Source organism: Parasedimentitalea nitratireducens (genome assembly GCF_057444295.1).
This window is the reverse complement of sequence record NZ_JBYAXC010000016.1, coordinates 1-21179: the sequence shown is the minus strand read 5'-3', so window position 1 is coordinate 21179 and position 21179 is coordinate 1. Positions and strand designations below refer to the sequence as shown.

Annotated in this window: 20 protein-coding genes and 1 tRNA gene; 9 read left to right on the top strand and 12 right to left on the bottom strand. The window is 52.2% G+C overall.

Annotated elements, in window-relative coordinates; genetic code table 11:
- Positions 1-186: 186 nt before the first annotated feature.
- The 3 genes from AC2T28_RS22920 to AC2T28_RS22910 form a co-directional block, all read right to left on the bottom strand.
- The gene (locus tag AC2T28_RS22920; RefSeq protein WP_486750932.1) at positions 187-1824 is read right to left on the bottom strand and encodes a TadE/TadG family type IV pilus assembly protein; all 1638 of its coding nucleotides are present in this window, start codon (positions 1822-1824) and stop codon (positions 187-189) included.
- A gap of 249 nt (positions 1825-2073) precedes the next feature.
- Complete coding sequence (locus tag AC2T28_RS22915; protein ID WP_486750931.1) at positions 2074-2463, bottom strand: response regulator; 390 nt, start codon at positions 2461-2463, stop codon at positions 2074-2076.
- Positions 2464-2574: 111 nt separating this feature from the next.
- Positions 2575-2715 (bottom strand): hypothetical protein, encoded by a 141-nt coding sequence (locus tag AC2T28_RS22910; protein WP_486750930.1) that lies wholly within the window; start codon positions 2713-2715, stop codon positions 2575-2577.
- A gap of 134 nt (positions 2716-2849) precedes the next feature.
- On the opposite strand from AC2T28_RS22910, the gene AC2T28_RS22905 reads away from it, so the two are divergent.
- Positions 2850-3515, top strand: coding sequence for a sensor histidine kinase (locus AC2T28_RS22905; protein ID WP_486750929.1), 666 nt, complete (start codon positions 2850-2852; stop codon positions 3513-3515).
- A 126-nt stretch (positions 3516-3641) separates the two neighbouring features.
- On the opposite strand, the gene AC2T28_RS22900 is transcribed toward AC2T28_RS22905, so the two are convergent.
- The 3 genes from AC2T28_RS22900 to AC2T28_RS22890 form a co-directional block, all read right to left on the bottom strand.
- The gene (locus AC2T28_RS22900; RefSeq protein ID WP_486750928.1) at positions 3642-4013 is read right to left on the bottom strand and encodes a hypothetical protein; all 372 of its coding nucleotides are present in this window, start codon (positions 4011-4013) and stop codon (positions 3642-3644) included.
- A gap of 167 nt (positions 4014-4180) precedes the next feature.
- Positions 4181-4438, bottom strand: coding sequence for a hypothetical protein (locus tag AC2T28_RS22895; protein ID WP_486750927.1), 258 nt, complete (start codon positions 4436-4438; stop codon positions 4181-4183).
- Between the two features lie 481 nt (positions 4439-4919).
- Positions 4920-6617 carry an RNA-directed DNA polymerase gene (locus tag AC2T28_RS22890; protein ID WP_486750926.1) on the bottom strand — a complete coding sequence of 566 codons (1698 nt, stop codon included), beginning with the start codon at positions 6615-6617 and terminating at the stop codon, positions 4920-4922.
- Positions 6618-6858: 241 nt separating this feature from the next.
- On the opposite strand from AC2T28_RS22890, the gene AC2T28_RS22885 reads away from it, so the two are divergent.
- Positions 6859-7413, top strand: a complete 555-nt coding sequence (locus AC2T28_RS22885) for a recombinase family protein (protein ID WP_486750925.1) — start codon at positions 6859-6861, stop codon at positions 7411-7413.
- Here AC2T28_RS22885 and AC2T28_RS22880 read toward each other — a convergent pair.
- From AC2T28_RS22880 to AC2T28_RS22870, 3 genes are read right to left on the bottom strand one after another with little or no spacing between them, the layout of a single operon-like run.
- Positions 7400-7636, bottom strand: coding sequence for a hypothetical protein (locus tag AC2T28_RS22880; protein WP_486750924.1), 237 nt, complete (start codon positions 7634-7636; stop codon positions 7400-7402). The genes AC2T28_RS22885 and AC2T28_RS22880 overlap by 14 nt on opposite strands.
- A 58-nt stretch (positions 7637-7694) precedes the next feature.
- Positions 7695-8693 carry a hypothetical protein gene (locus tag AC2T28_RS22875; RefSeq protein WP_486750923.1) on the bottom strand — a complete coding sequence of 333 codons (999 nt, stop codon included), beginning with the start codon at positions 8691-8693 and terminating at the stop codon, positions 7695-7697.
- 28 nt (positions 8694-8721) lie between these two features.
- On the bottom strand, positions 8722-9000 hold the full coding sequence (locus tag AC2T28_RS22870; RefSeq protein ID WP_486750922.1) for a hypothetical protein: 279 nt from the start codon (positions 8998-9000) through the stop codon (positions 8722-8724).
- A 41-nt stretch (positions 9001-9041) separates the two neighbouring features.
- Here AC2T28_RS22870 and AC2T28_RS22865 point away from each other — a divergent pair, with 41 nt between their 5' ends.
- Complete coding sequence (locus tag AC2T28_RS22865; RefSeq protein ID WP_486750921.1) at positions 9042-9206, top strand: hypothetical protein; 165 nt, start codon at positions 9042-9044, stop codon at positions 9204-9206.
- A gap of 307 nt (positions 9207-9513) precedes the next feature.
- Here the strand turns inward: AC2T28_RS22865 and AC2T28_RS22860 are convergent, their stop codons facing one another.
- Both AC2T28_RS22860 and AC2T28_RS22855 read right to left on the bottom strand, forming a co-directional pair.
- Entirely contained in the window at positions 9514-9810 is a 297-nt protein-coding gene (locus tag AC2T28_RS22860) for a hypothetical protein (RefSeq protein ID WP_486750920.1), read from the bottom strand.
- A 20-nt stretch (positions 9811-9830) separates the two neighbouring features.
- Entirely contained in the window at positions 9831-10028 is a 198-nt protein-coding gene (locus tag AC2T28_RS22855) for a helix-turn-helix domain-containing protein (protein WP_486750919.1), read from the bottom strand.
- 132 nt (positions 10029-10160) lie between these two features.
- Here AC2T28_RS22855 and AC2T28_RS22850 point away from each other — a divergent pair, with 132 nt between their 5' ends.
- From AC2T28_RS22850 to AC2T28_RS22825, 6 genes are all read left to right on the top strand, one after another.
- The gene (locus AC2T28_RS22850; RefSeq protein WP_486750918.1) at positions 10161-10577 is read left to right on the top strand and encodes a helix-turn-helix domain-containing protein; all 417 of its coding nucleotides are present in this window, start codon (positions 10161-10163) and stop codon (positions 10575-10577) included.
- 10 nt (positions 10578-10587) lie between these two features.
- Positions 10588-12915 carry a type I restriction-modification system subunit M gene (locus tag AC2T28_RS22845; protein WP_486750917.1) on the top strand — a complete coding sequence of 776 codons (2328 nt, stop codon included), beginning with the start codon at positions 10588-10590 and terminating at the stop codon, positions 12913-12915.
- 3 nt (positions 12916-12918) lie between these two features.
- Complete coding sequence (locus tag AC2T28_RS22840) at positions 12919-14754, top strand: DUF262 domain-containing protein (protein ID WP_486750916.1); 1836 nt, start codon at positions 12919-12921, stop codon at positions 14752-14754.
- Between the two features lie 398 nt (positions 14755-15152).
- Positions 15153-16034, top strand: a complete 882-nt coding sequence (locus tag AC2T28_RS22835) for a restriction endonuclease subunit S (RefSeq protein WP_486750915.1) — start codon at positions 15153-15155, stop codon at positions 16032-16034.
- A 15-nt stretch (positions 16035-16049) separates the two neighbouring features.
- Complete coding sequence (locus tag AC2T28_RS22830; protein ID WP_486750914.1) at positions 16050-19007, top strand: type I restriction endonuclease subunit R; 2958 nt, start codon at positions 16050-16052, stop codon at positions 19005-19007.
- 435 nt (positions 19008-19442) lie between these two features.
- A complete protein-coding gene (locus AC2T28_RS22825) occupies positions 19443-21146 on the top strand; it encodes a recombinase family protein (RefSeq protein WP_486750961.1) in 1704 nt (567 codons plus the stop codon).
- Here the strand turns inward: AC2T28_RS22825 and AC2T28_RS22820 are convergent.
- A tRNA-Met gene (locus AC2T28_RS22820) sits at positions 21103-21179 on the bottom strand. The two genes, AC2T28_RS22825 and AC2T28_RS22820, sit on opposite strands and share 44 nt — an antisense overlap.

Below are 21179 nucleotides of genomic sequence, written 5' to 3'. Positions count from 1 at the left end.
TGCTATCGAACGCCCCTGAGCGATAGACGCTAAGCTTTATGTGTATGGTTTCCACATTCTGTGGCCGGGTTATATTTCACTGATCAACAATACTGTTTTTGCAAATTCCGGCTCGATTGAACCCTATCTGAACATTAAACTAGCCCGCATATCCGCATAGCCAATCAAAATTAGTCTTTCAGCATCTCACCGCACCAGGATAGCTTCGGCGCGGATGAAATTCTCTAGCGTGCCGTTTCCTCCAAATCCGGTGATGTCGATAATCTCAACATCAATGGTGGAATCCACACTCGGCGCAGTCCGCTCCATCGGCCGGGTTAGAAAGATACTGGCAAAAGCGTTGACTGGATACTCATTGACACCGCCGCCATCTCCAACAGTGCCACAATCGATAATTGCCGCCACGGCCACCCGCCGATCAGGGCTGGTGATGGGATCAATCGGGTGTGTCTTGTAAGGGCCACACATTGTCTCGCCACTTTCACCAGATGCGCTACCACCGACCATTTCTCCGGGATGGCGCGTTGTGTACAGGCCGCTGCTGATTTCATACTGATACACGTCATAACGCGACGGAACATGCGCCCCAACCAGGGATGAGCTGGCGGGAAAGGAGTTGGGAATAGCACTGACAAGCGGAGCTGCTATGCCATAGTTTTCGGCCAGATAATCCTCGATCGGCCAATCACCTGTACCTATTGATGCCCCTGGAATTCCCAAATTCGGAGCCGCCATCGCGTCATTATCGGCCAGACCATAAACATAGTCATTTGTGGAATTGGCATTCCAACCGGCGAGGATATCATTCAGATGGTCATCCCCAGGTGTGCCGCTGCTGCCTTGGCCGACACAGTCATCTATTCTGACATGTGGTCCGCTAACAGAAACGTCAGGGCGAACCCCCTTGCGCACGTTCACCGCAGGGCCAATTACAAAGGGGCGACTGGCATTTCTCCAATTGCTAAACGGCCCTTCGTAGATATCAAACCGGGTATTGATCCCCTGCGAGATTGAGGTGGCTGCCCCGGGTTTTGTACGTACTGTATCTGTGGCAACGCAGGTTGGGTTTCGGTTACCAGCAAAAAAGTCTCTGATTGCATCTGCGCTGGAACTGCCATTGACGGACAAGAACCCAAAATTTCCGGGCGCATGGGTGCCGCTCCCCTTGGGATGCAACCTGACCATCCGGCCGTGTAAATCGCCTTGGGCAAAACGCGTCTGCAACGCGTCTCCGACGTAATTTCCGCTGCTGTCAAACTCAAACGGGTTGCAGATGTACAACGGGGGGATATCACAAATTGCCGAAACTGATTTTGCCACTGCAACCGCAGCTACCGGAACCGACGTCGGCAACATATTGGCCGGGTTAAAAAACGCGGTATCCAAGTCGCGCGATTGCGCCCGTACAAATACATATTTGGCCTCGGTGCTGATGGTTGTACTGTTGGCTGCCAGAAATGCAGCCGTAATTGGAGTTGTATCTTCGGCAGGGATATCCTCAAGAAAGACAACGCTGAATTCGTTGTCATCGGCATCCTCGTAGACCAGGCTAATTTCCGTATCGTCGCCACTGCGGGCCAGCATGCTGACATTGGTCTGTATATTCGCCATCGCCGCCTTGGCCCGCGGAATTGCGTCAACACCACCGTCCAATTCAGCCGCCGCTGCCAGCGCCACCGCATCCGCTGCGGCTGACAGGTCGGAATGGGCGTTGTTGCCGCGCCCGATGTCCAAAATGATAAAGGCAAAACCAAAAAAAACTGGCAGCGCCAGTATAGCCATAACCAATACAAATCCGTCTTCGTCACGCTTGAATGAACGCATATCAAATACCCTTTCGAGGGATTCACATGATCCTGAAACATCTCAAAGCAAGTTTTTTGCCAAGGGATTGGCTAAAACCTTCGTGAAGACATCAGAGAAACTGAGTTGCAGCAGCGTCGCAGCATAAGGCCAACAGCAGTTGTCGCTGCTGTTCCCTGTTAAGGCTATAAGGCGATTTAGGACAAATACGGATCGATCGTGTCAGTGCCATGTCCACTTTGGATACGGTGAGATCAGACATACACTTAATCAAGCAAGCTTGAGCGCCCTGCGAATTAGTTCTGGCTTGAAGTCGGACTTTGTGACCACACACATCACGCCAGCATCACTGGCCTTGTCCCACATAAAAGGTGAGGGCCAGTCCGAGGCAATGATAATTGGAATAGTGGATGATTTGCGGTGCTGAGACAGTTCCAATGCAAAGTCTGCGCCTTTTCCATCTGGCAGAGAATTGTCCAAGACGATGAGTGAAACCGGCCCCTCCATCAAGGCCTTGCGGGCAGCTTGAAGCGTGCTCACGGTTTGCAGTTCCATATTCGCAACCGCAATTCTTGCCGCTCGACACATCATTTCCTGATCAAAGGAACTGTCATCCACAATTAGACACTTCAGTATGGGATCCGAAAATTTCGTGCGCATCACATTCTTACCCTATCTGGTTTATTTCAGCTTTGGAAACGCCCAGAGAGCAACCCTTGTACGGGCTTTTCAAACAGACCTTTGAAAGCTCCACTTACATCGGGACACCCGTTATTCGGCAAAGTTTCCTTTCTTCGTCTTGCCACCACATAGCGCTTTAGATGCGACTGTGACGATAAACTTGTCAAAATACCCGCTTTTCATGGCCTTTTGCTGTTCAGCAACCAGACGCTGCCGTACCTCAACATGCATTGCCAACCCGCCCCCCCCTAGGGAACACCTTTCAAAATTTACAATACAGTTGAGACGATATACAATTGATGGCATCAGATGGATCAAATTTCTCTCAGGAGTGTCAGATTTGCCCAGTCCGCAGCGAGACGAACATGCTTATGCGCCGCATTGGGCATGATCTGCGCGGGCCGCTTCGTGCACTCCAAATCCTACCAGATTGGATTGCTGAAGAATTTGAGGAGGCCGAGACCAAGATCCCATCTCAGGCCAGCGAATATATGGATATGATTAAACACAAGGCCAGTCAGATGGACGGTCTGTTGTCTGGCCTGCTGGAGTACGCTCTGGTGGCAAATCCAGAGATTGCTGCCACGCGTCTTGATCCAAAAACAGAGATAGAACAGTTAGCACAATCATCTTTGAAGGCTGGTTCGTATAAAATCACGATTGTTCCTGCGCTATCAGGGCTGGACGTTGTCCAAGAAGACTTTCGTACCCTGTTCCGCCACCTGATTTTCAACGCAACACACCACCATGGCAAAGGCGATGCCTACGTCCGTATCACAGGTCGTCTCGAAGGCAATATGGTTGTATTTACGGTTGAAGATAACGGGCCTGGGATCGAAGAAAAGTTTTACCAGAGCATTTTCGAACCCTTTGTCACCCTGAAACCCAGGGATGAAGTCGAAGGAAGCGGGCTGGGATTGGCTGTAGTCAAGAAAATAGCCAAGTCCTGGGACGGTGACATTTCTGTACAGTCTGAGCCAGGCAAAAATACGGTTTTTCGTGTTCAGCTCCCGGTAGATGTTTCTGCCTAGCTCTTGCCACTTGCGACTATCTAGACGGTTTCATTGTAGAACGCGCATCCAGTGCCAGTTGCAAAGCGGTTAGACAAAGCTGCAAGCCGATATCGGTTGCAGCTCCAGCGTCCAATGTTGCTGTTGTTATGCCATACTCGACTTCGTTACCATCTTTGTAGCAGATGAACGGACAGGCCGTTTAGGGTTCCGATAGAGCTGAGTGCAGACGCCATCGACATTTTCATCTGCATTTTCAATGTCAGTTTTGATCCGCTCCGCTATAAACTGATTTTGTCTCAAGGCACGCTGGTCACGAACAAGTTTAGAACCGAACTCTGCAGCTTCCTTCTCCTTTGCGCGAAAATGCGCATAGTTGTTTGTAGCCGATAGCGCGTGTTTCACACGTCCCTCAGCTTCCGCCTTTATCTGGGCTTTTGGGCGCTCCGCTCTTTGATCCAGTTCATCGAGTATGGACTCGGGGCGCTCATAATCCGGAGGTTCCAGCAGATTGGCCATATTTCGGGCTATGTCCCGATCAACCTCATAGTCCCCCAAAGTCTCTTGAAACCGACTTTCTAGCCGATCTTGGCGGGCATTTTGACAACCTTGGACAGGGTCTTGAAGAGCTTTCCATCGGTTATGCGGAGCCCCTGCCCCGCGCGTCTCAAATGCGATCACTGATCTTACAATCGGGCTTCCAGCTCTGTCCAACTGGTCGCCTCCTTGAAGTGATGGTTGATTTTGCTGCGCACGATTCGCATCATGGCCTCAGACAATTTTGCAATCGGTCCTTCACCCTCCCGTTCAGCCCGTTTCTTTTCCTCTCGGGACGGGCCGTTCTCCCGGTCGGGGTCTCTTTCTCCTGTTCGCAGGTCCTCGAGATCAGAACGATCCACAATCCGAAAACCAAGTTCCTGTTCCTGACGTTCCAGGCTCTCCATGATCCGAAACACGTCCTTCCATATATCCCAAGCTCGCCCCGTCTCGGGGGTGCACCCTGTTGACCACAATATGGATATGAAGGCATGGTTCCGGCCCGGGCGTACATCATTCTGTCAAAGCCGTTCATCGCTTCCAAAATTGGGGTTCAAGTGGTTGAAGGCATGGAGAGAACGAACCCTTTAAACTTCTAAAACCTGCAAAACTGACAAAACATGCCTGGCGGCACTGTGATTTTGTTTCTTTGGATTTTTGTTTTGAGGAGGCTTCAGAACAGCCGCCGGTTCACACAATCGCCCAATGTTTCAGGACAGGAATGCGCTGAAGTGTTGCGAGTTATGGTTCGGATTTGGGAGAAAATGCCCCCAAACCGCCCCAACGCCCCCCCCGCCGAGGCGAGGTTTAACATGTTGTTCTGTGGTTTATATTATTGGTTGCGGGAGCCCTTGCACACCGTAAGCGAAGACAATTCAGGTTACTTGTTTAATAGTCTCCCGACTGTGGCCCCGCTGCGGCGACCCTACGCAGGCCTTCGAGGAGCTTTTTGACTTCAACCATGCTTCTTTTACGTCTGGTGCTTCTGTTGTCAGCTTCGCTGGAAGACGTGTTTATGTTCCGCTTGGGATCATAAAAAACCACCTTACGGGAGGCCATGGCCTTAAAAAGTGGTTTATTCAGAAGCTTGTTGTGATCAACCATCCAGCCGTGACGATACGCTTCATATGCAAGCAACCAAGTCCAATCCGACTTCACGCTGTCTTCGGAAATCTTACCTTCCCAGACCTGTGTAGGAAGCTTGCCGATACAAAGCCCCTTAGACTTCATGTCGAGTAGGATCAGCGCGATTGCCGCAGACTCCACGTCAGCAATCAGTTCCTTTATGGGCCTGATGTCCACGGGACGCTTCAGACCCCGCAAGGTGTATAACAACCAAATCGCCTCGTAGTGGTGCCCTTTTTCCATCGCCACTCTCACCAGATTGATAAATCTTGAACCGATACGCTTGGCCGAAAGAGCGTTAGTACGGTTTTGAACATCTAATACAACACGACAAATGCGATCCATGGAGCCTGGGGCGACTACAGCCGCTTTGATGAGGAACGATTCCACCACGGGAATATCGACTGCTTCAATTGCCACACCTTCAACAACAGATAGTGCGTAGCTTACCACCGATGCAGTAGGGTTTTGTGATTGGAGGATCAGGGTAAGCTCAAGAAACTCGCGAAGCCGTGACCCAGCCAGACTGCTACTACGGTGAGACAAAAAGGCTTTCATGTCAGAAATCCACGCACTCTCACGTTCACCAACAATCCGATCTATTGAGGTTTTACTGCCATTGATGTCGAGGCCATACTCCCGGTAGAGCCCACTGATTGCTGAAAGCACTGTTTCAGCCCCCTCAAGGGTACCTATTCCAACCATCCAATCGTCCTGCAAACGATCGATATTGTCCTTGTCGGAATCTGGAAACCGGACATGGTAACTCTGATCTATTCGTGCAGAAATCGTCTCCGCTATGATTCTGGAGGTTTCAGGACCAACTGGAATTCCAACAGTCTGATTCCGATTACATGAACGAACCAGTAAATCGAGCCGATCTGCAAATGACCCTTTGTAAGCATTCAGGTTTCGTTTCACCCGTTCCTTACCATAGGCCGCCCATGCAATCGAATGCGTGTATATGGATGGATAGAAGCGGGTGATGTCGGTGGTTACCACCCAATCAGATGTAGCCTGAAGGTAGGATTTCTTGGCCTCGTGGAGAGCAAAGTTAATCCCTTTGATAGCTCGTTCGTAGTCATTACCAACGCGGATTTCATCAACTGAGTAAGTTTGTCGAGACAGCCACCTCTGAACTGATCTCCAATGGTCGCCGATCTCCCTTGAAAGCAACGCTTGGGGCAGCGGGTGAGTGATATGTACCTCTCGCCTTTCATATCCACGTTTGGGCTTGGAGAGTCTTTCAGCTTCTGCATCATCAAGCGTGTAAGTGTAAGCCCCGCTTCGCTTCTTTCCTCCAGGCAATTCATCCGACAGTTTTTTCTTCCGGAAAATACCGGCCTTCTCCCAGTGCCGCAGGATATCATCCACATGCTCACCGAAGTCCTGAGTGGTGAAGACAGGAGGAAGCTCTTTGGGGAAATACCCTTTGGTTAACAGTGCCTGATAAATCTTCATTAACCCTGACCGCCCAGATTATTCTTAACGCATTGGTGCAAATGCACTTATTGACACAACACGTATCAGATGATTATCGGATCATCGAGTCGCTTCTCGATAACGGTCGTTCTTGCATCTCGAAACCCGGCTGGTGAATGGCGTAGCAGTTAATCGGTTCTCCAATTCTCAAAACTCATTCTCGAAACATGTGTTATGCCGTGGTAACTTGCGATGAGTTTCAAGAATCAATGGAGGTGCAATGCTGATTGGATATGCGAGGATTTCGACAGGGGGCCAAAACTTGGATGGCCAAATCGACCGGCTGCGTGAAGCGGGCTGTGACCGCATATTCGAAGAAGTCGCTTCCGGGGCCAAGGTGGACCGGCCTGTTCTGGATGAGGCTTTGAGCTTCTGCCGCGCCGGAGATACGTTCGTTTGCCTTAGTCTGAGCCGGGTCGCGCGGTCGGTGCAGCACCTTATTCAAGTCGTCGCAGACTTCGAACAGCGAGATATTGGTTTCAAGTCTTTGACCGAGACCATCGACACGACCACTCCGGCAGGACGCATGTTGTTCACTGTCTTGGCCGCCTGCTCACAGATGGAGCGCGACCTGCTCATCGAGCGGACCAACACCGGGCTGAAAGCCGCAAGGAAGCGTGGCCGGTTAGGTGGTCGCCCCAGGAAAATGACTGATGTTCAGATTGCATCGGCCAAAGCGATGTTCGCCAAGGAAGTACCCGCTGCCGAAATTGCATCGGCGTTCGGGGTGTCGGTTCCTACCCTGTATCGAACCATTCCCGCTAGCCGCCGTTGAGCAGGGTTCCCAAGCTATCGTATGAGTGGGATTTCTGACATTCCCATTCAAACATTTCGGCGAAATCTGTTCGTTCTTCCAGTTCACCGGCCTCTCGCAGCAGTGCAGCCGCCCTTGGGCTGATCTGTTCAATGAGCGGCCACGACTGGCGGCTTTGTTTGTTTGGCATGTCAATTTCCTCCACGGGAGTATTTACCGTGAAGCGGGCGGCTGCACCGAACATTGACCTGTTTCTGAGAGGGGCAAGCCGGTTTGCGGCGATCCGCCATGGTGCAATTCCCTCATGGCGCTGCCGGATTGCACGGTGTTCGTCGCCGTTCCTGCATGCTGTGCAGCCGCGATCCGGGTCGCCGGATTTTTTTCACTTTGCCTCGAATATCGTATATTTTTGATGCACCTACAGGATCAGAGTTTAGATATTTTATAGACTTAGGAACAGGAACCTTTGCAAATGGGTTAGAAACAGACATTCCCATAAGGGACTCTGACAGAGCAGTTGACGAACAAGTCCCATATTCAAAGTCACTGTTAGCAATGGCGTCATTATGAATGTCACAAGGGGCTGTCTGGGCTTCAGCTACAACACGGTGACCGTTGACTCCGCCGATCTTGATCAACTTGTCATCGGACAGGATGTGATAGGTGAGCCAGACCCATTCAGCGGCACCTTCCAGCATTCGGGACTTGACCGGTGGTCTGTAGTGACACTTGGTGGCATAGCCCTTGATGCCCTCCACATCGGGCGCACCATTGGTGTCTGCATTCATCTCTTTAGCCCGGACCTGATTGTGGCCGGAGTATCTCTTTAAGCGTTTTCCATTGCGCCCGAAGCGGAAAGCCCGTTCAACCTGCCTTTGGGTCAATCCCGGGACGTAGATCATCCCATGAAAATGCACCTTGTAGACCCGTCGGTCCCCACGCAGCCCAGTTCGCCACCCGCTGTGCACAACGAGACCATCGGCAATGTCGTCTGCCAGCAGGGTATCCACCTCGGGGATCATCAGCCAGATGGCTTTGGGGAAACGTCGGCGAATGAAGCGGTCAAGCTGGTCACCGGTTGATTTTAGCAAGGCAAGGGCCTCTTCTTTGGTGCGGGCAATGTCTGTGATCACGGTGACAAAGCTGACGTCCTGCGACGGGCATTCCAACAGCTTGGTGCTGGCTCGCTTGACGCGCATTGTGGACAGGTGTCCCTTGGTCTCGATAGCGGCGCGAAGCTGGGATGCCCCTTCAGTGGCGCTCAGTAGGCCCTCAAGCTCCCGGTAGCCCAGTGCGGTCATCTGGAGCCAAAAAGATCGCCACCACGCTTCAGAGCCGATCTTGTGCTGTGCCAGCCGCATGTTCGCGATGTTGAACGCAAGGGGGCTTATTGTTGAGCGGACCTGCATGCTTGGTCCGTAGCTGATGTTGTTTTTCGTATGGTTGCGGCACATCCCCTGAACCCTCCGTTGAAATGAAGCGATCACCAGTATGACTTTTGGTGATCAGCAGGGGTATGTAGGTTAAATTTGCGTCTGCGCGGCCAATTTCCGCAGGTTTTGACAGGATGACGCGAATTTCCCGGAAAACCTCCGCAAACTGGGGCATGCCGGGGTCCTCCTGCTCTATATACAAGAGGAGGACTGATTATGCGGAAACGAATTTCTATCCGTCACGTGGACGAAGATGCTATCGAAATGCTGGCCGAGCTTCGGGAGGAAGAGCGCCGATTTGTTGGGGCAATCGTGAGCGATGCCATCCGGGAGTATTGGGAAGCAATCTTCGAAGACCCGTCTGAGCAAGCAGATAGATGATCTCATCGATCAATCAAGTGGAGAGCGGCATCAACTTCTGCTCCCAGCCCGGGGAACCCGGATCGTCCGCCTCTGGCCCAGATAATCAGCAAGGGGGCCATGCGCCGCTCCACCCATCGGTACCGCTGATCTGGTAGCATCTGTGACCACCTGCGGTGGAACCAGATCAGATCGGATGTGGGAGACCGTTGGGAAAATGCGCCACTGATGGCCGCCACCATCGCCATGGTGTTAGAGGGCGGCGGTGCCGGTGGGGCGCAAGCCAGCAGTGGGGCCGCAGTGCGAGCAAATATGCGCTGCAGAATTCTCAGCTTGCAGGCCCATCCGTAGCAGATCGGGCTTTGGCTTCCATCTCGGCCACCAATGCCGGGTTTGCAGCTTTCCACGCCACATAGGCCGCATATCCCTGCCTGTTTGTCTCTGCCCGCTGTTCTGTGGTCATAGCGGCGTATGCCGCTGAGTCCACGTCTGGCAGGAAAGACAGTTTGGTGTCCATATAGAGTACCGAACAGGTCTCAACCTCGGTGCGAGACATGACACGTTTTTCTGCAGTTGCAGAACAGGCAAAATATGCGGTGATGATGGCAAAGGTTTCTGGTGTCATTCTGCGGGTTCTCCAGGTTGTTACGGTGTCTCGACTGGGATGAAGTCACTCAATCCAACCCGCCCATCCGTGGCCTTAATGATTGCAATGATCGTGCGCCGGTGCGGCAGCACCTTTCCCTTGCGAATGCGGTAAACCGTGGCGGGATCAACGCCGATGCGTTCGGCGAAGACTGGTCCAGAAACAGAGTGTTTTTTCAGGTAATCATCCAATGTCATGAATATCCCATTATGCGGGATTTGCATGATTCGCAACTATGGGATGTTTTGCTTGCGCGAGTTGATTGATCTTTTCGCATCTTGCATTTTGTGCAATGTGGGTGAGGACTTCACCTATGACCGGGCAATGTTGTGCTAAATGAACTTATCAAACGGGCCAGATTGGAGGCTGGGCTGACATTGGATCAGGCCGCAGAAAAAGTGGGCCTATCGCAGAGCACCATGAGCCGAATAGAAACTGGTGAGACAGCCGTTACCGCTCAACGTCTTGTAGAAATTGCGGCAGCCTACGGAGTGTCTCCCAGTCAGCTTTTGGATGGCGCAGTAGTGCGCTCAATGTCCGAAGCCGATCTCGACCGGATTGGCGCTGTGATAGAGTTTGTTGAAGGCTCCGCAGCGGTTCAAAATCCACGTCCGTCCCCAAAAGTAATCCGTGACACCATTCTGGCCATTTTTCGCCAGGAAAGTGCTTCGGCGTGGGAGACTGGTGCGGCCTTCAATCCAGAACGATATCGCGATCTCATTAACGTTTTGATCACGAAAAAATAGAGCAGGAATAATGGATCATACATCCCACAACAAAATTGCAAGCTTCATTTGGTCTATCGCGGATGATTGCCTCCGCGATGTCTTTGTTCGCGGTAAATACCGCGATGTCATCCTTCCAATGTTTGTTCTGCGTCGCTTGGATTGTTTGCTGGAACCAACAAAGCAAGAAGTCCGCGATGAGTTAAAGTTCCAGACCGAAGACGCGGGTCTGACTGAACTGGATTCAGCGGGGCTACGTGAAGCATCTGGGTATGTGTTCTACAACACATCTGAATGGACCCTGAAATCACTGCTGGGCAATCCTTCGCAGCTAGAAGCCAACATGGATGCCTACCTGAACGGCTTCAGCGACAACGTGAAAGAGATCATCGTCAACTTCGATTTGCGGACCCAGGTACGTAAGATGATCGCTTCTGATGTGCTCTTCGATGTGATTGAGAAGTACGTCTCCGAAGACATCAACCTTACCCCTCACGACAAACGTGGCCCTGATGGCCGTGTCCAGCCTGCTCTGACCAACCTCGGCATGGGATATGTGTTTGAGGAACTGATCCGGAAGTTCAACGAAGAGAACAACGAGGAAGCCGGTGAACACTTCACACCACGTGAGGTGATCAAGCTGATGACCCACCTGTTGTTCGATCCGGTCAAAGATGACCTGCCACCGGTTTTGACGGTCTATGACCCTGCCTGTGGTTCTGGTGGTATGCTGACTGAGGCACAGAACTTCATCACCGATCCCGATGGCGGGATCAAATCTACCGCTGATGTCTACATCTACGGCAAGGAAGTGAACCCAGAAACTTTTGCCATCTGTAAGTCAGACATGATGATCAAGGGAAACAATCCCGAAAACATCAAACTCGGCTCGACCCTCGCCACGAACGACTTTTCGACCATGAAATTCGACTTCATGCTGTCGAATCCACCCTACGGCAAATCGTGGAAGACCGACCAGAAGTATATCAAGGATGGTAAGGACGTTCTCGATACCCGCTTCCAGGTCGAGCTTGCCAATTATGATGGGGACATCGAGACCTGTGATGCCACGCCACGTTCATCCGATGGTCAGCTTCTGTTCCTTATGGAAATGGCCGACAAGATGCGTAAGCTCGCCAACAACCCGCAGGGTTCGCGGTTTGCGTCGGTTCACAACGGTTCGTCCCTGTTCACCGGCGACGCTGGCGGGGGTGAAAGCAACATCCGCCGCCACCTGATCGAAAAGGACATGGTTGAGGCGATCATCCAGCTTCCTAACAACCTGTTCTACAACACCGGCATCACCACCTACATCTGGGTCCTGACCAACAACAAACCCACCCATCGCAAGGGTAAGGTCCAACTGATCAATGCGTCTGAGATGTACACTAAAAGACGCAAGAACCTCGGTGAGAAGAACTGCGATCTGAGCGATGATCACATCGATACGATCACCGATCTTTACATGTCACTGGCCGATGAGGGCGTATCCAAGGTCTTCGATAATGCCGACTTTGGCTACTACAAGGTCACCGTCGAACGTCCGTTGCGGAAGAAGGCACAGTTCACGCCAGAACGCATCGCCACGCTACGCTTCACCAGCGGCATGCAGGCGGTCATGGGCTGGGTCTATGACAAGTATGGTGATGAAGTTTACACCAACCTCAAAAACCACAACCAAGCCATCCAGGACTATCTTGAGCGGGAGGAGATCACCCTATCGCCCAAAAACCGCAAAGCCCTGCTTGATCCCAGGACTTGGATCGCACAGCGGGACTTGATGGCAGAGGCTGACCGTCTGATGGCATCCATCGGGCAGGACCTCTATGATGATTTCAACATCTTCAAGGCCAAGGTCGATGCCGATCTCAAGGCCCGGAAGGTGAAGCTCGTCGCTGCGCAGAAAAACCAAATCCTGAACGCAGTCTCCTGGCGAGATGAGGATGCCGCCAAAGTCATCAAGAAGGTGCATAAACTTACCGGCTCCAAGCTGGATGACCTGCTGACCAAGCTCGACACCACCGCAGAAGAGTTGCCCGATCACGGATACTGGCCCACAAATAACGCCGGTGAGTACATTGAGTACGAGGCCGACAGCGATCTGCGTGACAGTGAGAATGTGCCGCTGAAGGACGATATCCACGCCTACTTCCTACGGGAGGTGCGTCCGCATGTGGACGATGCTTGGCTGGATATCACATCGGTCAAGATCGGCTACGAGATCAGCTTCAACCGCTATTTCTATCAGCACAAACCGCTGCGTGATCTGAACGAGGTCGCACAGGATATTCTGGAGCTTGAGAAAGAAACCGAAGGTCTGTTGAAACGGCTGGTCAGCCTTACTGGTGAGGAGGCTTGATCGATGCAGAACATTGAAGGCGACGACAAAACACTCGAAGTCCTGTTGTCCGGTGCTGCCTTTGGCATCGACTATTACCAACGCGAATATCGCTGGGAACGCAAACAGCTTCAGGAATTGGTGGACGATCTCCACGGGCAGTTTCTCCAGACCTGGAACCCCAACAAGCCGGACGCGCCGCTGGATGAGCAATCCAGATATTTTCTCGGCTCCATAGTGATCAGCAAGGCAGGCGATGTACGAAACATCGTTGATGGCCAGCAACGCATCACCACGCTAACTCTGCTCCTGATCTACTTAAATCACCTCCAAAACGACATGGACAAGAAGGTCAAAAAGATCGAGTCACTCGTGTTTGATGAGGACCCAGGCGGTTACAAGTTCAAGCTTGATATCCCTGAACGCAACGATTGCATGGCGGCTCTTCTGAAGGGTGAAAGCTACAACCCCGAAGGCAAGTCTGACTCCGTTCGCAACCTGGTCGAACGCTACGATGACCTTGGTGAAATCTTCCCCAAGGACATGAACGACGACGCCCTCCACATGTTCATTTGGTGGATCATCCGCAATGTGAAACTGATCGAAATCACCGCCCATGATGATGGCGATGCCTACACGATCTTCGAGACCATGAACGACCGGGGCCTGTCCCTGTCACCAACAGACATGCTCAAGGGCTATCTGTTGGCCAACATCGAGAACCCCGCCAAACGACTGGAAGCGGACACGCTCATCAAGAAATACCTGGGCAAGTTTGCTGAGTACGGCAAAGAAACCGAAGCCGACTTCTTCAAGGCTTGGCTCAGGTCGCAGCATGCGCAGGAAATTCGGGCGAGAAAGAAGGACGCCAAGCCCGAGGATTTCGACAAGATTGGCACGGAATACCACCGCTGGGTTCGCCACAACGAAAAAGTCCTGGGCCTCAATAACAGTGATGATTTTTACGGGTTCGTTATCAATGAAATGCGGATTTTTGCAGACCTGTTTTTGCGGCTTCTGGAAGCATCAGGCACACGCACCGAGGGGCTAGAGAGTGTAAAGTACAACGCTGATGCTGGCTTCACATTGCAGCATCATGTGTCCATGGCGGCGATCAGTCCGGCGGATGATACAGAAACCGCGACAGCCAAGGTGGGGGTGGTAACAGACTTTCTCGACAGTTGGCTCAACATGCGGCAGTGGAACTACAAGTCGAACGACTATTCGACAGTGCAGTACACGATCTTCAATTTCATGAAGGAAATTCGTCGCAAGGATTTGCAAGAAGTCCGAACCATTCTTCACGCTCGGCTTATCCGTGAAATGGAGACGCTTGGATTTACATCGGTCTTTGGCATGCACAAGACCAACGGTAAGACGATCCACAGGCAACTGGCACGTTTCACAGATTGGTTGGAGCAGCAATCAGGCGAGCCTGGTCACTACGAAGATTACATCGTCCGATCAGGTAAGAACGCCTATGAGGTCGAGCATATTTGGGCGAACCACTACGACCGTTTCACTGAAGAATTCGATCAACAGAACGACTTTGATCAGCATCGCAATCGCATTGGCGGGCTGCTGTTGTTGCCCAAGAAGATCAACGCCAGCCTCAACGATATGACCTATGATGAGAAGCTGCCGCACTACCTGAAACAGAACGCCCTGGTCCAGTCGCTGCACGAGGAATTCTACAGCAACAATCCCGGCTTCCGGCAGACGATTGCCAAACACGACCTGCCGTTTCAGTCCCATGACAGCTTTGCCAAAGCCGACCTGGAGGAACGCTCACGGCTCTATTGCCAACTGGCCGCACTGATCTGGTCTCCGGATCGCCTTTTGGATGGGGAGGCTGCGTGATGCTCGGCGAACTACCCAGATACGACGACTATTCTGACAGCGGTGTTAGGTGGTTAGGAAGCGTCCCAAGCACTTGGTCTACATCACCTCTGATAGCACTCGCAAAGCCGAGAAGCATCAGCGGGCACCCTGATTACGAACTGTTGTCTGTTTATCTTGATAGAGGTGTAATCAGATTCTCAGACGTCGATGAAAAACGAACGAATGCCACAAGCGAGGACCTGTCCAATTATCAGGTGGTTGAGGTCGGCGATTTTGTCTTGAACAACCAGCAGGCTTGGCGTGGTTCCGTCGGGGTTTCAGAGCACCAAGGGATCGTAAGCCCAGCATACATAGTATTGGAATTGTCTGATCAGCTAAGCCCACGATTTGCCAACTACCTGTTTCGAGATAGCTCAATGGTCGCCCATTACTTGGTTTGCTCCAAGGGCGTGGGAACCATCCAGCGGAACCTCTATTGGCCAAAGCTAAAGCGGGTTCCGGTCTTCCATCCCGACCGCGATACCCAGAACCGCATCGTGAGTTTTCTTGACGAAAAAACTGCCGAGATTGATGCGGCGATTGCCAAGAAGCGGCGGTTGATTGATCTGCTGAACGAACAAAAGGCCACCCTAATCAACCGTGCCGTGACCAAGGGCCTCAACCCCGATGCTCCTATGAAAGACAGCGGTGTGGACTGGATCGGCGAGATACCGGCTCATTGGGATGTGAAGCGTGGTAAGTACCTGTTCAATGAAATCGATGAACGTTCGGAAACGGGCACCGAAGAGCTTCTGTCCGTTTCGCATACGACCGGCGTTACGCCTCGGTCTGAAAAGAACATCCACATGTTCATGGCAGAAGACTACACGGGTTCAAAAATTTGCCGCCCCGGTGATGCTGTTTTCAACATCATGTGGGCATGGATGGGGGCACTAGGTGTTTCTGAGTATGTTGGGATCGTTAGCCCATCTTACGGCGTGTATCGCCCCAAAAGCAGAGACCTCTTCAACAACTGGTATCTGGAGCATCTGTTGCGAAGCTGGGGTTATGTTCAGGAATACAATCGACGTTCTACCGGCCTGCATTCGTCGAGGTTGCGGCTATATGCCGATATGTTCTTTGCGATGGAAATTGGGTTCCCACCCAAATCTGAACAGGACGAAATTGAGCGTTCCGTAAATGCAAGTTCTGCGGTGATCGATGACGCGATTTCGTCATCCGAACGAGAAGTAGCGGCACTCAACGAATTCAAACAAACCCTGATCGCAAACGCGGTCACGGGGAAAATCAAGATTTAAGCAGGGGTATAGGGCATGGTCAGTGAGACGAGTGAAAAAGCCTTAGAGGATTTAATCGAAGCGGCGTTTCTATCGGCTGGTTATGTCCAGGGCAGCAACAAGGATTACGATCCGGACCTGGCTCTGGACACAAAACAGTTCTGGGCTTTCCTTGAGGCTACGCAATCTGAGGAACTCGACAAGCTGCGGCCCTATGCCGATTGGCAGGCCCGTGTGCTCAACCGTCTCAACAACAAGATCAAGAAGGATGGTATCCTCACCGTTCTGAAGAAGGGGTTGAGCGTTGAGAGTGCCCATCTCAAGCTGCTCTACCGTCTGCCCTACAACACGTTGAACCCCGAGGTGGAGCGTCTGTTCGACGCCAACATCTTCTCGGTCACACGGCAGGTACATTTCTCCAACGCCACGCCGATGGACTCGGTCGATATGGTGCTCTTCATCAACGGCCTGCCCATCGTGACGATGGAGCTAAAGCAGCCGTGGAAGGGCCAGAACGTCCACCACGCCCGCAAGCAGTATCAAAACCGAAACCACCGTGAGCCGCTGTTCGAATTTGGTCGCTGTCTGGTGCATTTCGCCGTGGATACCCATGAAGTATCCATGGCCACCAAGCTGGCCGGAAAGAGCACATTCTTCCTGCCGTTCAACAAGGGTGATGGCCACGGCAAGGGCAACCCGATCAACCCAATAGGCCACAAGACCGCATATCTGTGGGAAGAGGTGCTGGAGAAGCGGTCCCTGACCAACATCATCGAACATTTTGCCAAGATGGTGGAGGAAGAGAACAAAGAGACCGGCAAGAAGACCAAGACCCTGTTCTTCCCGCGTTACCACCAGTTGGATGTGGTGCGGCAGGTGCTGAACGATGTGAAATCCAACGGCGTGGGTCAACGGTATCTGATCCAGCATTCGGCGGGTTCAGGTAAGTCGAACTCCATCACATGGCTCGGGTATCAGTTGATCGAAACTTACAATGCCGAGGGCACCGCCAACATCTTTGACAGTGTGATTGTCGTCACAGATCGGCGGGTGTTGGACAAGCAGTTGAAGGATAATATCCGGGCATTCTCTGAGGTGAAGAACGTCGTTGCCCATGCTTACAATTCGTCTGAACTGAAGAGTGCGTTGGAGAACGGCAAGAAGCTGATCATCACCACGATCCAGAAGTTTCCGTGGATTTTGGATGGTATTTCTGACCTATCCGACCGCAAGTTTGCTGTGATCATCGATGAGGCCCATTCCTCGCAATCCGGCAGTGCCGCAGACAAGATGAACGAAGCCATCAGCGGTGGTGGTGACGAGGAAGAACCGGAGGACCTGCAAGACAAAATCCTGGCGGCGATGGCCCGCCGGAAGATGGGCAACAATGCCTCGTTCTTTGCGTTTACTGCCACGCCGAAGAATACCACGCTGGAACGCTTCGGTCGGCAGAACGCTGAAGGAAAGTTCGTACCTTTCCATCTGTATTCGATGAAACAGGCCATTGAGGAACAGTTCATCCTCGATGTGCTGAAGAACTACACCACTTATAAGAGCTACTACGAGCTTCAGAAGTCCATCGAGGATAACCCTGAGTTCAATACCAAGAAGGCCCAGGGCAAGCTGCGGGCCTACGTCGAGGCACATCCTGACACGATCAAGACCAAAGCTGCAATCATGCTCGACCACTTCCGTGACAATGTGGTTCGCCCCAAGAAGCTGAAGGGCAAGGCACGGGCCATGGTGGTCACCCGCAATATCGAGTCAGCCATTCGATACTTCCTGGCCATCAGAGAGGCTCTGAACGCCGCAGGGAGCCCCTACAAGGCCGTGGTGGCCTTTACTGGCAAGAAGCTGGTGGATGGTATGGAGCACACTGAGGACAGCCTGAACGGCTTCCCAGGCAACGATATCGCCAAGAAGTTCAAAGACGATGAGTACCGCATCCTGGTCGTGGCCAACAAGTTCCTCACCGGCTTCGATGAGCCGATGCTCACCACCATGTATGTGGACAAGAAGTTGCAGGGCGTATTGGCGGTACAGGCTCTGTCCCGGCTTAATCGCGCCAACAAGAAGCTTGGTAAGGAGGAAACCTTCATCCTCGATTTCCACAACTCGGTTGAGGATATCAAGGATGCCTTCGATCCGTTCTACACCTCAACGGCACTGAGCCAGCCGACCGACGTGAATGTCCTGCATGATCTGAAGGATCACCTTGATGACACGGGCATCTATGAGTGGGACGAGGTGTTTCAGTTCAATGAACTGTTCTTTGATGGCGTGGAGGCGGATCAGCTATCACCGATCCTTGATACAGCGGCTGGCCGGTTTGATGAGCTTGAGGACGACGAGAAGATCGACATCAAGATCAAGGCCAAACAGTTTGTGAAAATCTACGCTCAGGTGGCCTGTATTATCCCGTTTGCCAATGCAGATTGGGAAATGCTGCACTGGTTCCTGAAGTTTTTGATTCCTGAATTAAAGGTCAAAGACAAAGACCAAGAAGAGATCGATGGGCTCTTGGACAGCGTGGACCTCACCACTTACGGCTTAGAACGAGTGAAGATCGGGCATACAATCGGTCTGGACGACAGTGACAGTGAGATTGATCCGCCAAATGCAAACCCTAGGGGCGGTCATGACGACCCGGAGACCGACCCTTTGGATATGATCATCGCTGCATTCAACGAAAGGTACTTCAATGGTTGGGATGCGACGCCGGAAGAACAGCGGATCAAGCTGATCAACATTCTGAATCATGCCATGAACGATCCTGCATTCCAGGACAAGGTGGTATCCAACCCTGATCAGCAGAACCGCCGGATCGCCAGTGAGGCTCTGTTCGAAAACGCAATGCGTAACGAGCGTCGCAGAGAGATCGATCTATACAAGAAATACGCATCAGATGAAGACTTCAAATCAGGACTGCACGAAGCACTCATGCGGATGATGGAGCAGATGTTGAAATCGAACTCTAGACCGAGTGCGATGTGACTTTTTTCTATTTTCACTGTCTATTTGTGACGAAAAAAGAAAATCGGCAAGGAAATGGTTTCAGGGGTTGAAACCAATCGCATTTCGCCCAAATTCAATAATACTTTCAATGTGACGTTCCATTTGCTTAGGCCACCAGCCGGAGCCGCGACACTTCCAGGTAAAGCAATTAGCACCGGGTGCATCATGATGTTGACCGGCCTGGATACTGTACGTCGGCAACTGGTACCGGGGGTGGATAACCCGGGCCCTGAAAGCAGGGTTCGACATGAACAAAGCAATTGAACATCGTGGTCCAGAAATCAAGGTAGAGACCACATTCCACAGTGAAGAAGTCACTACGGAAACCGCAAAAAAACTGGTGCGACTTCTCGCCAGGCAGGCCGCGTTAGATGAAGCGAAGAACTGTGCCATAATTACCGGTGGAGGTTCCCAATGATTCGCTGTGCAATTTATGCCCGTTATTCGACTGATATGCAGAGTGAAGCATCTGCTGAGGATCAAATCCGTGAATGCCGAGAGCTTGCACAACGCCAGGGATGGGTAGTTGTCGGCGAATACTCCGACCACGCATTGAGCGGTGGTTCCTTTCACCGGCCCAAGTTCCAGGAAATGCTGGCCGCAGCACACGCCGGTCAGGTTGACATCATTGTGGCTGAAGCATTGGATCGTCTCTCTCGGCGTTTGTCTGATACGGCCAAAATCTTTGATGAACTTCAATTTAGAGGCGTACGCATCTACACTAAGGACGAAGGTGAGATCGACAAAGTGCGTGTCGCCCTGATGGGATTGATGGCCGAGCAATATGTCACCAACCTCCGGGAGAAGACCAAACGCGGTCAACGAGGGCGGTTCTTAAAAGGTAAAACACCCGGAGGTCTTGGGTTTGGCTACCGCGTTGAAGGTCTCGGCGAACGCTCTGTAGTTCCTGAAGAAGCTGAAGTAGTACGCCGTATTTTCAGTGAGTACGCATCCGGCATGAGCCCGAGGTCTATCGCACAGGGCCTCAATGGGGACGGTGTACCAGGTCCGAAGGGGCGGGAATGGAAGGATACCACCATTCGTGGCCAAAGAGACCGTGGCACCGGCATCCTGAACAACCACGCCTATGTTGGCAGGCTCACATTCGGCAAAACGCAGTACCAAACCGATCCCACCACCCGGAAACGAGTAGCTCGGCCACAGCCCGAAGATCGGTGGGAAGTCGTTGAAGTATCTGAGCTTCGCATCGTGGACGACGAACTGTGGCAGGCTGTTAAGGATCAACAGAATGCCGTGGCAACCATCATGCCAAGGGATGGTGATGGTAACCCGCTAAACCGGCTTCATAGGAAGAAGCATTTACTCTCTGGCGTTATCAAGTGCGGGGAATGTGGAGGTCCTATGTCTATCGTGGCCAAGGACCGATACGGATGCTCCACATACAGAACATCCAGGACGTGTTGCAATTCCCGTACCACTACACGCCAACACGTCGAAGGGCGTGTTCTGACGGGGCTGAAGGCATATCTGCTGGATGCAGAAATGGTAGAAGTATTCCTGGAAGCCTATCAGTTGGAACTCAAGCAAGCGCGTGAACAAGCCAATCGGACTGAACATTTAAGGCGGAAACGCCTGGCGGAAGTAGATCGCCAAATTGAGCGATTGATAGATGCCATCGCGGAAGGAGCCAGTCCTGCCAACATCAACGACAAGCTTGCAAGGCTGGAAGCTGAACAGGCTGAATTGAGCCGACAAGGCGATACGGCAACTCAGGACATAATCCCTCTGCCCAACCTTCATCAGTTGTACAGGGATCGTGTCCAATCCTTAATGAGCAGCATTACGTCCCCAGACCTACGTTCTGAAGCCATTGGCCTGATCCAATCCATGATCGACAGCATCACTGTCACACCTCTTCCTGATGGAGATGGGTTTGACATCGAACTGAACGGTGAATTGGGGGCGATCCTCACCATCATGGACCAGAAACGCAAAAACCCCGGCACAGACGTGTCGGGGCGTTCGCTATCGGTGGTTGCGGGGGCTCCCACACACCGAGGCAATCAAAAAGAAGAGCGCCCAGTCCTGGATGGGACCGGGCGTACTCTTTCAGTGGTTGCGGGAGTAGGATTTGAACCTACGACCTTCAGGTTATGAGCCTGACGAGCTACCGGGCTGCTCCATCCCGCG